The sequence below is a fragment of the Halobacillus kuroshimensis DSM 18393 genome (assembly GCF_000425705.1).
GTDB classification, from domain to species: domain Bacteria; phylum Bacillota; class Bacilli; order Bacillales; family Halobacillaceae; genus Halobacillus; species Halobacillus kuroshimensis.
In genome coordinates this window covers 86,784-102,455 of sequence record NZ_AUDY01000012.1, presented here as the reverse complement: position 1 = coordinate 102,455, position 15,672 = coordinate 86,784, and the positions used below count along the sequence as shown (strand labels likewise).

The following is a 15,672-nucleotide window of genomic DNA, read 5'->3' as shown; positions in this document are numbered from 1 at the left end:
GCCCATTCACGGGGGTTTTGTTCATTTTTTCTTACAGCCTTTCTGCCGGTTCGTCAACGTCCGGCGCAGATGATGACCGAGTTCATCCAGAGGGATATTGTCATTCATGTACGGATCGCGCTCATATAACTCCACAAATTCACGTTCTGCAGCTGACGTACGCTCACCTGACCGGAATGGAATGACATCTGCGATCAGAGCCCACCTCCAAGTGTGTTGTAGTCTCTGTATACCCACAAACCTTCCATTTCCAACCAGTTAATCGGCTGGGCCAGCCTATCCTTATAGAGCTTCGCTTACGAATGCACCCGCTCCCTCTTTTAATCTTTGAATATGTAAAAACATGGTTTTAGAACCTTTGTAGGTTTTATTTACTTTTAGATTCGGTTATCATATTGACATAACAATATGATCTTAAAATACAAAGGAGCCTTTCTATGAACATACAATTAAATTCAGGTAAGGATGCCCCCCCTCTCTATATACAAGTGAAAAATGACCTTAAGAACAAAATCGATCAGGGATATTGGAAGCCCGGCGACAAAATCACATCAGAACTGGAACTATGTGACGTATATAATGTAAGCAGAACAACCGTACGTGATGCCATAAATGAGTTAGTCTGGGAAAATTATTTAATTCGGAAACGTGCCAGAGGGACTTTCGTTCTCGATTATAAAGAGCGCAGTATAGATAAAGATTATTATACTTACGTGAAGAGTTATACGTATGAGCTTAATGAATTAGGTAAGGAAGCCAAAACCTATCAAGTATCTGTACAAAAGAAAGAAGCAGACAAAAAAGTGGCAGAAAATCTCAACCTGCTCCCGGGTAATGACGTGATCGAACTCTTAAGAGTGCGCGGGAGCGAAAATATGCATCCGGTATTCTTTAAAACCTACTGGAAATTTGAGGACCACTTCTCTACGAATTCAGAAGACTACTACGGGTCTTTCTATGAGCTGTTAAATGAAAAGGGCATTGTTTTAGAAAATATTCAGGAATATTTAGAAGCTGTTCTTCCAAGTGAAGAAGTGGCAGCCAAACTGAATATCAGCTTAGAAACACCCGTGTTAAAAAGAGTCCGCCTCGCGAGAAATGCCGATAACACGTTCACAGAATACACGGAATGCTTTTACGTTGGTGAAGATTATCGTTATTACGTGGAACTAAACAAAACCAAATAAAAAAATTGCCATTGTCATAACATTATGATATATTCTACTTAATCAATTGTCATAACAATACAACAATTGATAGGTGAAGGAGGATTTACGTGAAAAATTATGACAAAAGCCCGGAAATTTTAATCCGCTCCACCAATGATGGAGCGTGGCAAGGATACGGGGAGATTACTCAAGCAATTTTGAAAGCGATTACTAATAAGGGCAGAACTGTACTGACCATCGAATGCTATCCTGGCGTGGACTACGAAGAGTTGGTGGAGTCTTTCATTAATCCTTTAAACCCAGATCATATCGTGCACTCAGATGAATTGACTTCGACAAACGAAGAAATTCAGCAATTGATTGAACAGAACCTTACAGATGACCGGGTGTTCGGAGTTAAAAGCCATCATGAATTGAAAGATTTCTTTAATCAACAGCAATTGGAAAAAGCGCGCGTTGAGATCGATCGCAAGGATGGACTTATTGTCGTGTATGGTGTAGGAGCTCAGTTAGTCCATGAACCCGATCTATTGGTCTATGCGGATTTAACGAGATGGGAAATTCAAAGAAGGTTCAGTCAGGAACGGATGCCGAACTGGAAAGCAGATAACAAAGATGAAGATATTTTGAAGAAATACAAGAGGGGTTACTTTGTTGAATGGAGAATAGCCGATAAGCATAAGAAGAAGTTATTTCATAACATCAATTTTTTACTCGACACGAATGTGAAAGCAACTCCGAAAATGGTTACAGGAGAAAATTTCCTGGAGGGGATGAAGAAAGTAACAAAGCAGCCATTCCGATTAGTTCCTTATTTCGCACCAGGCGTGTGGGGAGGTCAGTGGATGAAAGAGAAATTCGAACTTGACCCTTCGGAGGATAATTATGCCTGGAGCTTTGATGGTGTTCCTGAAGAGAACAGCGTGCAGCTGACATATGGAGACGTAAAACTTTCCATACCTTCTATGAATGTCGTGTTTATGCATCCGCGGGAGCTGCTGGGTGAAAGAGTCCACGCCAGGTTTGGTGATGAATTCCCTATCCGCTTTGATTTTCTAGATACTATGGGAGGACAGAATTTAAGCCTCCAAGTCCACCCTCTCACAGAATATATACAAGATAAATTCGGAATGCATTACACGCAGGATGAAAGTTACTATATGCTGGATGCCAAGGAAAACGCCAAGGTTTATCTTGGATTAAAAAACAATGTGGACAAGGAAGAAATGCTGCAGGACCTCTACACGGCTAATAATGGTGGAAAAGCTTTTCCTGACGAGAAATACATTAATCAGTATCCAGCTAAGAAGCATGATCATTTCCTCATCCCGGCAGGAACGATTCACTGCTCCGGTACGGACTCTATGGTTTTAGAAATAAGTGCCACTCCATATATCTTCACTTTTAAACTATGGGATTGGGGCCGGTTGGGATTGGATGGACTTCCAAGACCTGTGCACCTTGAACACGGGAAGGAAGTAATTCAGTGGGATCGTGACACGACATGGGTGGAAGAGAACTTAATCAACCAAATAGAAACCATCCATACAGGCGATGGATGGACAGAAGAAAGAACCGGATTACATGAAAGAGAATTCATCGAAACAAGAAGACATTGGTTCTCCAAAAAAGTGCATCATACTACAGGATCCAGTGTAAACGTCCTGAACTTAGTAGAAGGAGACGAGGCGATTATTGAAAGTCCCGATCATTTATTTGATCCTTTTGTCGTCCATTATGCGGAAACATTCATAATTCCACAATCTGTTCCAGAATACACCATCCGCCCTTATGGTGCAGCGGAAGGTAAAACATTGGCAACCATTAAAGCAAGTGTACGGACCTGATAAAAGAAAGGAGATATTATATGTTATCCATAGTAATCGCAACCCACGGCCAATTAAGTTATGGATTGAAAAACTCATTTGAAATGATTATAGGGGAGTCACAACATGTGTATCCCGTGTCTTTAGAGGAAGGAATCGATTCCTTTACAAGTTCTACAGAGAAACTTATAGAGGATTTATTGAAAGAGTATGAAGGGATCTTAGTGCTCACTGACCTTAAAGGAGGAACACCTTATAATGTTTCGCTGAAACAATCGTTCATCCACGAAGATAAAGTAAAGGTTATAGCCGGTGTGAATTTACCTATGATCATCGAAACTTCTTTGATTTTAGAAAGCAGCGATTTACCATCCCTCACTCAAAAGGCGGTTGAATTTGGACAAGAAGCCATAACGGATTAATTTATATAGGAGGTTTTTCATATGCCAATCAGCTTCGTAAGGATAGATGATCGAGTCATTCATGGTCAAATTGTTACCCGGTGGACCCGTTGGAAAGACTGCCACGGCATCCTTGTCATTGACGACCAAATAGCACAGGATCCTATGCAGAAGAAAATATTCAGTAACGCCGTTCCCAAATCCATAAAGATTGGAATTTATACAATGGATGAAGGCGTTGAGAAGATCAACAAAGCCAAAGGGGCTAAAAACAGCTATTTTGTTATAGTAAAATCCCCCCTTACATTACAAAGACTTATAGAAAAAGGCGCAGATTTCGGTCATGCAATTAATGTAGGACCCATGAGTGCACGAGAAAACACCGAATATATCGGAAAAAATGTTTCTATCACTCCAGATGAACGTCAGGCTTTTGACTATTTAGACAGTAATGATATCGACATTTCCTTTCAATTAGTTCCGGAAGAAAATGTTTATAAATGGAAGGACATCCAAAGTTAATCTAAAGGGGTGACGGGATGGATATTATATTAATGATTCAAGCATTAGCCATAGGGATCTTCTGCTACCTTGGATCCGTATCATCTCCTTGGCTTCTTGGTGTCACTGGTGGTTATTACACTATTGGCCGGCCGCTTGTAGCAGGTTTAATCATCGGGATTATTCTAGGGGATGTTACAACTGGAATTATTTTAGGGGTGGCTGTCCAGGCAGCATTCATAGCAACAATCTCCACAGGGGGTACGCAGAACCAGGAAATCACCTATGCAGCCTATGGCGGTATTGCGTTAGGGATTCTTGCAGAGGCCTCCACAGGGGTCACAGTAACTTTGTCTGTTGGAATTGGAGTCCTGGGTCTTTTTTTACACAATCTAATGATGGTATTGAACTCCGGCTGGAATAGACGAGCAGAGAATGCCGCTAAAAAAGGAGATGCCCAGGGGATTGCCAGGAACAACGGGATATATCCTCAGATTGTTAACTTTCTGCTGAGAGTCATTCCTATCGGTCTTGCGGTTTATTTAGGAGAAGGGTTTGTAAAAGCGTTCCTTGATTTTGTTCCGGACAAAGTGACTCACATGATGGATGTATTAGGAGGCTTGCTGCCCGCTTTAGGGATCGCATTGCTGATGAATCTTTTAATCCGTGAAAAATCTCACTTTATATTCTTCGTTACAGGATTCGCGTTCATTGTTTTTATTTCCAACAACATGATAGCGCTCACAATATTCTCGCTCCTTATTGCCTATGTGATTTATTTAGTTGCCAGCAACTCAACACCTTCACCAATTTCTGACGATGATGAGGTGATATAAATGCCGAAGTTAACAAAGAAAGACCTGCGGAAGTCATGGTTGAACTGGGCCATGTACAATTTATCTTCTATGAGTTTTGAAAAGCTAGAAGCTCATGGGTTTGCTCATTCTATGATTCCGATTATAAAGAAATTGTATAAAGATGATCCGGAAGAATATCGAAAAGCTTTAGAACGTCACTCTGTTTTTCATAATGTAGAACCACAAGTGGGCAGCGTGATCAATGGGATCACTGCATCTATGGAGGAAGAACGGGCTAACGGAAAAGATATTGATGATGATATATTTGTAAGTGTAAAAACAAGCACTATGGGGCCTTTGTCGGGCATTGGTGATTCAACCATTCAAGGAATTTTAATCCCCGTCCTGTTATCCATAGCAATGGCTATATCCTCAAGCGGCAACCCATTAGGTGTACTGCTTTATATGGTTGGATATGTTTCCATAGCTGGATGGCTCTCTTATTTTCTATATATGAGAGGGTATCAATTAGGGGTTAATTCGATAGATACCATCGTAGGTGAAGGGTCGGAAAGATTAAGGGATGCCTTTAACATCTTAGGTATTTTAGTCATTGGAGGCCTCGCCGCTTCTTTTGTAAAATTGAGTACAGCCATTGAAATCCCTAATGGTGAGGAAACACTTGTGTTACAGGAAACCTTAGACAGCTTTTTCCCGGGTTTGTTAGGTTTAATATCCGTCATATTCAGCTGGTATCTGATAGCTAAAAAAAGGATTTCTGCTACAAAAGTATTGTTAATCTTAATTGGAATATCTATTGTCGGGGTCCTATTGGGTATATTTTAATTAAATTAGATCAATCTCACCCAACATCCCTCGGTCAGCTGGAAAATTTCCCAGCTGACTTTTTTGGATTACACACAAGATGCACTTTCAATTGTTTATTATGGCTGCATGTATCATGTGTCTAAACCCTCCTCTTCCTTTATCCTCTTTTTCAAAAGGTAAAAACAGTCGTTTGGATCAACTGTTTTCATATATAACCTACCTGCCTCAAAATGTCACTTGCTGTGAAACGCTTCCACGTGCGATACTCTTTTTTATGGTTATTCATTAGCGAAAGAAAGAAAGGAAACTCTACGTGGAACAGTTGACGCAGCTTTTTAAAGATATAAACAGTGTTCTTTGGGGGCCGGTTATGCTCATCTTCCTTCTAGGAACGGGAGTATGGCTCACCTTCCAGCTCCGCTTCATCCAGGTGCGCTTTCTTGGTAAAGGATTTAAAATCACCTTCGCACCGCTTTTCAAAAAGGAAAAACAGGAAGGCATCCATTCGTTCAAGGCGCTCGCCACATCGATTTCCGCTCAGGTCGGAACCGGAAACCTGGCCGGTGTCGCCACGGCGATTGCTGCCGGTGGACCCGGTGCGATTTTCTGGATGTGGATCAGCTCGTTCTTCGGCATGGCGACGATTTTTGCCGAAGCGGTCCTCGCCCAGCTCTATAAGGTAAAGAAAAATGGATCCGTCCACGGTGGTCCGGCGTATTACATCCGTGACGGCCTTGGCAGCAAATGGCTGGCCGGCTTTTTCGCTGTAGCCATTATCATTGCCCTCGGCTTTGTCGGAAACATGGTGCAGTCCAACGCGATCGCTACAGCGATGAATCAGGCGCTTGACTCCACTTCATTCGGTCTCAATCTCGGTCTTGGTATTGTTATTGCTATTTTAATTGGTCTTATTTTATTCGGCGGGATTGACCGGATCTCCACCTTTGCCGGAAATGTCGTCCCCGTCATGGCGCTGTTGTACATCGGCGGAAGCCTCGTCATTATGGTGGAGTACTGGGATCAGGTGCTGCCGACGCTGCAGCTGATCGTGCAGGCCGCGATCAGTCCGGAAGCCGCCGGCGGTGGTGTGCTCGGTGCCACGGTGAAAGAAGCGATCCGTTATGGTATTGCCCGTGGGTTGTTCTCGAACGAAGCCGGAATGGGCTCCACACCGCACGCCCACGCGGTCGCTCAAGTGAAGCGTCCGTCCCACCAGGGGCTTGTCGCCATGGTCGGTGTTTTCATTGATACCGTGATCATCTGTACGATGACCGCTCTCGTCGTACTTGTAACCGGCGCCCATAAAACAGGCCTTGAGGGAAGTGCGATTACACAGGAAGGGTTCGCCCGCGGACTCGGTGAATTCGGTATTCCGTTTATCGCGATCTGCCTCTTGTTCTTCGCCTTCACGACGATTCTCGGCTGGGCGTTCTTCGGAGAGGTGAACGTGAAGTTCCTGTTCGGCGAAAAAGCCGTACCGGCGTACCGCGCGTTCGTGCTGCTGTTCATCGTAACAGGAGCCGTCGTCCAAGTGGAATTCGTCTGGCAGATGGCCGATACGTTCAACGCACTGATGGTCGTTCCTAACTTGATCGCTGTCCTCGCCTTAACGAAAATCATCAAAAAGACGTGGAACAGCGACCGCCTTCAATCCTAGATAAAACCATCCCAAAAGATAATTGGGAAGGTCACGTGGAGTGTTCGCTGGTGACGGCTGCGGGAAAAGAACGAGTCGAAGATTCACTTGGGCAGGTGGTTTCCCTGCTCAAGTTAGCTGAGGCCATGCCCGCGGCAAGCATCCACCGATAAGCGGAACGTGACAATCACAGCTCCACAAGAAGAGAAATACTTTTTTCTACAATATGAAACGGCTGTCCTTACAAGGACAGCCGTTTTTTTCATCTCCATTTTGTCGTTCCTTTGTAAAAATCGTTAAGAATGCAGGAATTCCCTTCCTTCGTTCCGTATAACTGGTAGAGTAGAGAGGAGTGAAAACCATGTCTTTATTTTCAATCATACTCATGCTTCATATCGCCGCAGGGTTTACCGCGCTCACCGTATTCTGGATCCCACTCGTCACGAAAAAAGGCGGCCGTGCGCACCGCAAAATCGGCTGGGTATACGTCTGGGCCATGTATACAGTCGCGGGCAGTGCGCTGTTCATGGGGTTGTACCGCCTGTTTATCGATCAGGAAAGAACATCAGCCGAACAGGCTTTTTCCTTTTTTCTTTTGTTTATCGCCGTCTTGAGTGCAGCGACAGCCTGGATGGGCATCCGTGTCCTCCGTTTCAAACGCCGGACAGACGCTCACCGCAACCCTTATGATTTGGGGATATCCGGTCTGCTCGTCATCATGTCCCTCGTCACAATGGTGGTCGGCTGGATGGATGATTTTGCCCTGCTGAAATTTTTCCCGATCCTGGGTCTCGTGCTCGGAAGTGGTCAGCTTTCTTATTGGCTCACCCCTCCAAAAACAAAAATGCACTGGTATTTTGAGCATTACGGAAACTTGATCGGCTGCTCGATTGCCACCATTACAGCTTTTGTCGTTTTTGGTGCTCCGAGATTATTGAATATCTCAAGTGTAAGCATCTGGCTCTGGTTTCTGCCGGCGGCGGTCCTGACTCCTCTGATTTACAGCTTCAATTTCTACTACAGGAGGAAGTTCAATCTTCCAAGAGTTAAAAAATCAGCCTCTTAAACAGGTACTCACGAATGACGTTAGCATTAGACATTTTTTTCACAGAACCGATAAAGGGAACGTTTGAATTTCATACACATGTGGAAAACAGGCACTAACGAAAGCAGTTACCCACAACTGTCCACAGACTTATGCACAAACCTTGTTAATTTTCTGATATTCACAGGGTTCACTTAGATATAAACAGGTTATACACAGATTTTATCCACATATTCACACCCCTTTTGGCTATATGGTATCGGAATATACGTTCCCTACCATATATGACAGTTATCCAGAACTCTATACACAGGCTGTGGATAATCATATGTTGAATAAAAGAGAAGAATGTCGATTGCTGACCATCAAAAAAGAGTACCTTCACAACGAAGGTACTCTTTTTCATGATTTATTCCTGCGAACCGAGGGTAATCGTTGTTGTCTGCTGCTGTCCATCGCGGTAGTAGGTGATTTCCATCTCTTCGCCAGGATTCTTCTCATTGTACAAATACTTTCTGAGATCGATGATATCCTCAACTGGTTCGTCATCAAGGGCGGTAATGACATCGAGTGGCTCCAGCCCGGCTTTCGCGGCTGGTGACATCTGCCGGATGCTGCGGATGTACAGGCCGCCTTCCACATCCTCAGGAAGGTTCAACGTATTGCCCCATTCGGAGGTCGGTACTTCGTTCAGTCCGTATGCCTCAATGCCGATATAAGGACGGTCGACCTGGCCCTTCTGCTCGAGCTCATCGATGATCGGTTTGGCTGAATCGATCGGAATGGCAAAACCGATCCCTTCTACAGAGGACTGGGCGATTTTCATCGAGTTGATTCCGATCAGCTGTCCTTCGATATTAATTAAAGCCCCTCCACTGTTTCCGGGGTTGATGGCGGCGTCAGTCTGGATAACTTCCGCCTGCCAGTCTTCCAGGCCGTCTCCGTTGAAATCCTGCGGAATGGCCCGTTCTTTTCCACTGATGATGCCCTGTGTGACGGATCCGGCGAAACTCAAGCCGAGCGGGTTCCCGATAGCAATGGCCGGTTCACCGACTTTCAAATCTTCAGAACTGCCAAGCTCGGACACCTGTTCCACTTGTTCGCCCGGCATCTTCAGAACAGCGAGGTCTGTGAATACATCGCCGCCGATCAATTCGGCTGTAATCCTTGTTTCATCAGCGAGCACGACTTCGATTTCACTGGCGCCTTCAATAACATGGTTGTTCGTTACCACATAAGCGGTCCCGTCTTCCTTTTTATAAATGACACCGGAACCGACGCCTGCCTGCTGGGAGGAATCCTCAGCGCCTTCCTGCCAGAAATTCTCCCTCGTCTGCAGATTGACGACGCCGACAACCGTCGGGGTGACCTGTTCGACGACATCGGTAATCTGTGTCGTTACATCGACCGAGACACTCTTCGTATCGCCGGTCAGACCCTGGTTGTCATCCACAAGGCCGCTTTCATCCTCCGGAATCGTCATATCGTATGGGAGCAGCTCGGTCTGGACGAGTGCCGGGAGAGCAAGCAGGACGAGCACAGCACCTAAGACCCCTCCGACGATGGTCGGCATGACCCAGCGCCTGCGGGTTCTTTTCTGCTGTGTCTGGGGTGAATGGTCATCGTAATAACCCACTCCGCTTCACCTTACCTTTCCTTCGTTCCTATGAACTTCAATAGGTATTGTTCCCTTATGTTTAACTAAATCAAACCTTTTAAACCTCAAAAATCGGTGTGGCTTCAGCGGGATCTGTATCATACAGCGCTACTTTCGTCCCCAGCTCGAAACCACGCTCCTCGAGAATGTTAGAGACTGACATCCGGGCTAAATCCTTCATGTTGTTATCCAGACTCAGGTGGGCCAGGTAGATCCGCTTCGTCTGATCGGTGATGATATCGGTCAAGGCAAGCGCGGCATCTTCGTTGGAAACGTGCCCGGAATCACCGAGGATCCGCCGTTTCACATTCCAAGGATACCGTCCCATCCGAAGCATGCTGACATCATGATTGGATTCAAACACATAGGCGTCCGCACCTTCCACTGTCTTTTTGATGCGCTCCGACACGTAGCCGAGGTCGGTGACCAGTGCCACCTTTTTCCCGTCCTGATGGAACGTATAAAACATCGGGTCCGCCGCATCGTGGGATACCGCGAAGCTTTCTACATCGATGCCCCCGAATGTCTGCACTTCCTCCATTCCGAAAAGGAACTTCTGGTCCAGAGACAGCTTGCCGATCTGCCCTTCCATCGCCTGCCACGTCTTCTCGTTGGCATAGACAGGCAGGTTGTAGCGGCGCGCCATGATGCCGAGCCCCTTAATATGATCGCTGTGCTCGTGCGTGACGAGGATCCGTGACAGCGATGCGGGGTCGATGTCCACCTGCTCCATCAACCCTTCCATCTTTTTGCCGCTCAAGCCGGCGTCCACCAAAATCCGTTCGTCCCCTGATTCAATAAAAAACGCGTTCCCCGTACTGCCTGAAGCCAGTACACTAAAGCGTAAGGTCATGATGTAAGACACTCCATTTAATTGTTTTCACTTTCTTCGTTCTCCTCTGTCGTACTCTCTAATGGATTTTCCTGAAGATTGTACGTTTGTAACTCTTCTTCGATAAATTCCCCTTCTTCGACATCAATGACGCCGCCCGACAAAGCATAGACAAAGTGGCTGCGTTCTCCATTGACGGTCACTTTCCAGGCAGGAGCAAAGACCTGCTCCCCTTTTTCCTCACTCGGTTCAACAAAAATTTCCGTATAATACCCGATGCTCATCGAGGTCACTTCGTCCCCGCTCTTCAGCATCCCCTGGTTACGGAGATTTCTCATTGCACTGAGGGGCGCAATAACCGCCCCGTCCTGTTCGGAATCAATGATCATTTCCCCTTCATTGAACGCAAGCATCGTTGCTACATAACCGGTGATCTCCCCGTCTTCAATCGAGACGAGCAGGGATCCGCTGTTATTGAAGTAGATCGTCCGGTCGTTGGCTTTCTGGAAAAACAGCGCCGCTCCTTTTTCTTCATTCCATCCCCAGAACGAATACTGGGAATAGAACGGCACGAGCGCCCGGACTTTTTCAATCAAATTATCCTTTGTGACAGGAACAGGCTCGTCCAGTTCGACTTTCAGTACACGGTTCTCATTCAGCACTTCGACGGTCTGGTTTTCTTCGTCCATATCTTCAATCTGTCCAAGAATTTCATCAGAGAACGTGCTGCCTGAGGACTTGATCGTCGACACTTCCCCCGGCTCCTGCGGGTTGGCGTCATCGGCGATCGTTATGCCATCTTCTTCAAGCTCGGTTTCAATATTTTCTTCAGCTGTTGAAATCTGTCCCAGAACATCCTGCGACTGTTTGGTAATAAACTGCTGCAAGAGGAAAAGGTCGAGAATCAAAAAGCTGAGGATGAACAATAATTTTATCTGGCCCCACTGCATTCGTTATCCCGCCTTCCTCTTAAGGTGCCGCTTCGCCATTCGGCATCGGCTCTTCCTTGAATAATGGTGCCCAGCTTTCGGATTCGGTCTCGATATACCATTCCGGTATCAAGTTATACGCCAGATTGTTCGTCTGCTCTTCCAACGTGTAGCGAATTCCGATATTTTTGATGCTGTTGAAGTCATACGTGTTGGAATTCTGGATTTGAGTAATCACATCATCGACGGACTGCAGTTCAGCCATGGAATCTGTTTCATACGGAGTCCGTACGAACTTGATCAGCGGCCGGTCGTAGCTTTGGATGTCACTATCCTCATACGTCATGGATATCTGCGCAAACCCCTGTGTGGCCTCGTCTTCCATGACCGGGAATTCATTGAAATACATCCGGTATTTCAGTTCATCCAGCCCGGTGGATAAGGATTCGATCCTGAATTCGTTTGTCCATCCAAGATGACTGTTGATGTCCTGCACACTTTTTGTCAGCAGGTCGTATTCGGTCATCCCGGATTCATTGATACTCTTCGTTGTTAAAAATAGAAACTCCATCAGCCGGTCATCCTTTTTCTGATCCAGCCTCCGGTCATTCGTTTTCGTCCGTTTGATCCCTTCTCCCGCCTCATAGAAGATGGTGCTGGATGGCGACGGGAACAAATCATTCTGCAGCGGTGTGACCGGCACAGCCGTCGTCTGCAGGACGACCTGAGGCACAAAAATATCATCTTTCGGCAGATAGATATGGTTAGCGCCGATATTCGCCGCATCGACGGCCGGCATTTCATCGGCAAGACGGACAATTTCCGTCAGGTCATTCCGATCTTCGAATGCCTTCAGTGCTCTGTCTCCCGCACTCGCATTGACACTTGCCTTCAAGGTGACTTCGTCCCCCTGGCTGCCGGCCTGGACGAACCAAAGCTCATAAGTAGAGGAAGAGCGCTCTTCATTTTGGACAAGGAATACCCGTTCAAAGTTCTTATTGAAATTATCAAGAATGACATTATTGTTGACGGTAAACAGGTCTTTGATCACTTTTAACGGCAGAGAGGTCGGAAAAATGACTTCCACGCCTTTTTCGATCGTATTCAGATCGATTTCACCAGGTGTGGTATCAAAATTGGATAACGACCATTTCTTGAATTGGTCATTAAAGCTCGTCTTTCCATTCGGTTCAGGAAATGTGAAATGTCCGTCATTTTCATGATAGACGACCAGTTCAGGAATCAATAAATCAGAAAGATCTTCTTCGGTACCGAGACCTTCCAGCTTGTTGTCGGCTGTGCTTCCACCCTCTTCCAACGTTTCCGAAGCCGGCTGGTAACTCCAGAGGGCGACGGTCAACACGAGACTGAAGGCAATCAGAATAACGAGAATGATTGATTTCAACGTTTCTCTATTCATGATTTATCCCTCCGCTTCTGACTCATGAGCGGGAGAGTAAAGTAAACGGTTGTTCCTTTCCCTTCACGGCTTTCCGCCCATATTTTCCCGTGGTGGGCATCAATTATTTCCCGGGCAATCGCAAGACCAAGACCAGTACCGCCCATTTCCCGGGCCCTTGACTTATCTACACGATAAAAGCGGTCAAAGATTTTATCGACCGTATCCGGCGGCATCCCGATGCCTTCATCAGTAATGCTGACACGCAGCTGTTTCCGCGTTGAGGAGGCTTCAAAGGTAATCCGCCCGCCTTCCGGGGAATACTTGATGGCGTTGGAAATTACATTATCCAGCACCTGGGTGATTTTATCCTTATCAATCCATACATGCATCTTTTTCTTCGTCAGGCTGCGGACGAAGTTCACTTTATCATCCTTGTTCATTTCAAAGCGCTCAATAATGCTTTCATAAAAGCTGACGAATTCCACCCGTTCCTTCATAAGGGTCGTTTCTTTATGATCCATTTTCGTAAGCTGGAGCAGATCGTTGACGAGCCGGATCATCCGGTCCGTTTCATTCTGGGTGACATCAAGGAAGCGCGGGGCGATCTCCGGATCCTGCCATGCTCCGTCGTTCAGCGCTTCGATGTAGCTGCGCATCGTCGTCAATGGCGTGCGGAGTTCATGGGAAACATTGGAAACGAATTCGCGGCGCTCCTGCTCGACGCGCTGCTGCTCGGTTACATCACTGATTACCGTGATGAAGCCGTCCATTTCATTGTTTTCATCCTCCACCACTGAGAAGTTCGCTTTCAATAACAGGTGGTCGTCGTCGTTACTCAAATCGATAATCATCGAGTTGGTTTCTTCGACTTCCTCCATTTCTTCAATCTGGTCGCTCAAATCAAGCACATCGATGAGCGACTGCCCCTGGATATCCTCAAAGCGCTGGCCGATCAACTTGGAAGCCGGCGCGTTCATTAAAATAATGGCGCCCAGCCGGTCCGTGGCAATCACGCCGTCCGACATGTTGGAAAGCACAGAACTCAGCTTCCTCCGCTCTCCTTCGGTTGTCGCCTGAGCCAGCTTCAATTTATCATTCATATCGTTGAACGCATGCCCCAGTTCACCGATTTCATCATTTCCCCGGACATTGACCTTCTGGGAAAAGTCACCGGTCGCCATTATCTGGGCCTGACGCTTCATTTCCGTCAGCGGCTTCGTAATGGTCCGGGCCACCAAAATCCCGAGCAGAGCCGTTACGACGATGGCTAAGACCGTCCCTTTGGCAAAAATACTGCTGATCTCCTGCATCTGTGTCGAGATTTCATCCCCGTAGATTTCATAATGGAGAAGACCGAGGACTTCCTCGCCCGTTTCATCGGTGATCGGGCGCGTACCTACATACACGCGGTCATTGCTGCCCTCTTCCCGCTTGAACTTCGGTTCGGTCGCCTCACCGATAACCAGCACGTTGGTCAGCTGGTAATCGGTGACCTTTTTTCCGATATCGGATGAATCATCCCGGTTGCCGACCGAGGCGATGATATTGGAGTTGCTGTTCAAAATCTGCAGTTTGCGGGGATTGATGCTCTGCGTTTCTTCTATAAAGTCACTGATCAGCCCCTGCACTTCATCCTCCAGTGTCGGGCTGTCCTCGTCCCGTTCGGCGTTAAACGCATTCTGCAGGCTGAAAGTCAGGGAATTCAGCTGGTTATCGATGGAACTGGTGAAATTGCTTGTCAGCTGATTATCAAGCTGACTAACAAAATAGGCCCCAATCACTTGGATGCCTAATAATAAAAGCAGTATATAAACAACAATCAGCTTCAGCCGGACCGACTGAAAGAAACCCACTTTCTTCATAAAGTCAGTCCTGCTCTGGATTTCTCAAATAGTAGCCGACCCCGCGTCGTGTCACGATCCACATCGGGTTACTCGGGTTCTCCTCAATTTTTTCACGGAGACGGCGGACAGTCACATCAACGGTACGGACATCACCGTAGTAATCGTAGCCCCATACGGTTTCAAGCAGGTGTTCACGCGTCATCACCTGTCCGATATGGCGGGCTAAGTAGTGAAGCAGCTCGAATTCACGGTGGGTAAGCTCGATATATGTCCCATCACGCGTCACCGTATAAGCATCCGGATGGATCGCCAGGCGGCCGATTTCAATGTCCTTCGTCTGCTGGGAGGAATCCTCCGGCTCCTGCTGCTGGCGGCGCAGGTTCGCTTTGACACGGGCAATCAGTTCGCGGTTGCTGAACGGTTTCGTTACATAATCGTCCGCACCCATTTCCAGTCCGAGCACTTTATCAATTTCAGCGTCTTTAGCCGTCAGCATGATGATCGGCATATTGTGGCGCTTACGCACTTCCCGGCACACTTCATTGCCATCTTTATTCGGAAGCATAATATCAAGCAGAATCAGTTCCGGCTCTTCCTCATCCGCTTTAGCGATCGCTTCGTCCCCATCATAGGCACACACGACTTCATAGCCTTCCTTTTCAAGGTTGAACTTCAATATATCAGCAATTGGTTTTTCATCGTCTACAACTAAGATCTTTTGAGCCATCTTGTCTCATCCCTTTCATCGACTTCTGTTCTTTCCCTCATTTTAACTTATTTCCTGCTAAATGTCTTATTTCATCTG

At 46.5% G+C, this 15,672-nt stretch carries 15 protein-coding genes; 8 read left to right on the top strand and 7 right to left on the bottom strand.

What is annotated here, in order from left to right; translation table 11 throughout:
* Positions 1-21: 21 nt before the first annotated feature.
* Positions 22-237 carry a hypothetical protein gene (locus H615_RS0115050; RefSeq protein ID WP_027955923.1) on the bottom strand — a complete coding sequence of 72 codons (216 nt, stop codon included), beginning with the start codon at positions 235-237 and terminating at the stop codon, positions 22-24.
* A 200-nt stretch (positions 238-437) separates the two neighbouring features.
* On the opposite strand from H615_RS0115050, the gene H615_RS0115045 reads away from it, so the two are divergent.
* From H615_RS0115045 to H615_RS0115010, 8 genes are all read left to right on the top strand, one after another.
* Complete coding sequence (locus tag H615_RS0115045) at positions 438-1,187, top strand: GntR family transcriptional regulator (protein WP_027955922.1); 750 nt, start codon at positions 438-440, stop codon at positions 1,185-1,187.
* 89 nt (positions 1,188-1,276) lie between these two features.
* On the top strand, positions 1,277-3,016 hold the full coding sequence (locus tag H615_RS0115040; RefSeq protein WP_027955921.1) for a class I mannose-6-phosphate isomerase: 1,740 nt from the start codon (positions 1,277-1,279) through the stop codon (positions 3,014-3,016).
* A 20-nt stretch (positions 3,017-3,036) separates the two neighbouring features.
* Positions 3,037-3,417, top strand: a complete 381-nt coding sequence (locus H615_RS21455; RefSeq protein ID WP_051254729.1) for a PTS sugar transporter subunit IIA — start codon at positions 3,037-3,039, stop codon at positions 3,415-3,417.
* Positions 3,418-3,438: 21 nt separating this feature from the next.
* Complete coding sequence (locus tag H615_RS0115030; RefSeq protein ID WP_027955920.1) at positions 3,439-3,918, top strand: PTS sugar transporter subunit IIB; 480 nt, start codon at positions 3,439-3,441, stop codon at positions 3,916-3,918.
* A gap of 17 nt (positions 3,919-3,935) precedes the next feature.
* Entirely contained in the window at positions 3,936-4,733 is a 798-nt protein-coding gene (locus H615_RS0115025) for a PTS mannose/fructose/sorbose/N-acetylgalactosamine transporter subunit IIC (RefSeq protein WP_027955919.1), read from the top strand.
* Positions 4,734-5,540 carry a PTS system mannose/fructose/sorbose family transporter subunit IID gene (locus H615_RS0115020; RefSeq protein WP_027955918.1) on the top strand — a complete coding sequence of 269 codons (807 nt, stop codon included), beginning with the start codon at positions 4,734-4,736 and terminating at the stop codon, positions 5,538-5,540.
* A 295-nt stretch (positions 5,541-5,835) separates the two neighbouring features.
* Positions 5,836-7,179, top strand: coding sequence for an alanine/glycine:cation symporter family protein (locus H615_RS0115015; protein WP_027955917.1), 1,344 nt, complete (start codon positions 5,836-5,838; stop codon positions 7,177-7,179).
* A 340-nt stretch (positions 7,180-7,519) separates the two neighbouring features.
* Positions 7,520-8,224, top strand: a complete 705-nt coding sequence (locus H615_RS0115010) for a DUF2306 domain-containing protein (RefSeq protein WP_027955916.1) — start codon at positions 7,520-7,522, stop codon at positions 8,222-8,224.
* Between the two features lie 388 nt (positions 8,225-8,612).
* Here H615_RS0115010 and H615_RS0115000 read toward each other — a convergent pair whose 3' ends face one another.
* The 6 genes from H615_RS0115000 to yycF all read right to left on the bottom strand — a co-directional run bounded on the left by H615_RS0115000 (position 8,613) and on the right by yycF (position 15,594).
* A complete protein-coding gene (locus H615_RS0115000; RefSeq protein ID WP_027955914.1) occupies positions 8,613-9,839 on the bottom strand; it encodes a S1C family serine protease in 1,227 nt (408 codons plus the stop codon).
* A 79-nt stretch (positions 9,840-9,918) separates the two neighbouring features.
* Positions 9,919-10,713 carry an MBL fold metallo-hydrolase gene (locus H615_RS0114995; RefSeq protein ID WP_027955913.1) on the bottom strand — a complete coding sequence of 265 codons (795 nt, stop codon included), beginning with the start codon at positions 10,711-10,713 and terminating at the stop codon, positions 9,919-9,921.
* Positions 10,714-10,730: 17 nt separating this feature from the next.
* The gene (yycI, locus tag H615_RS0114990; protein ID WP_027955912.1) at positions 10,731-11,642 is read right to left on the bottom strand and encodes a two-component system regulatory protein YycI; all 912 of its coding nucleotides are present in this window, start codon (positions 11,640-11,642) and stop codon (positions 10,731-10,733) included.
* A 19-nt stretch (positions 11,643-11,661) separates the two neighbouring features.
* A complete protein-coding gene (locus H615_RS0114985; RefSeq protein WP_027955911.1) occupies positions 11,662-13,041 on the bottom strand; it encodes a YycH family regulatory protein in 1,380 nt (459 codons plus the stop codon).
* Positions 13,038-14,885 (bottom strand): cell wall metabolism sensor histidine kinase WalK, encoded by a 1,848-nt coding sequence (gene walK / locus H615_RS0114980; protein WP_027955910.1) that lies wholly within the window; start codon positions 14,883-14,885, stop codon positions 13,038-13,040. Before walK ends, H615_RS0114985 begins: the two co-directional genes overlap by 4 nt.
* A gap of 4 nt (positions 14,886-14,889) precedes the next feature.
* On the bottom strand, positions 14,890-15,594 hold the full coding sequence (yycF, locus tag H615_RS0114975; protein ID WP_027955909.1) for a response regulator YycF: 705 nt from the start codon (positions 15,592-15,594) through the stop codon (positions 14,890-14,892).
* Positions 15,595-15,672: the final 78 nt, after the last annotated feature.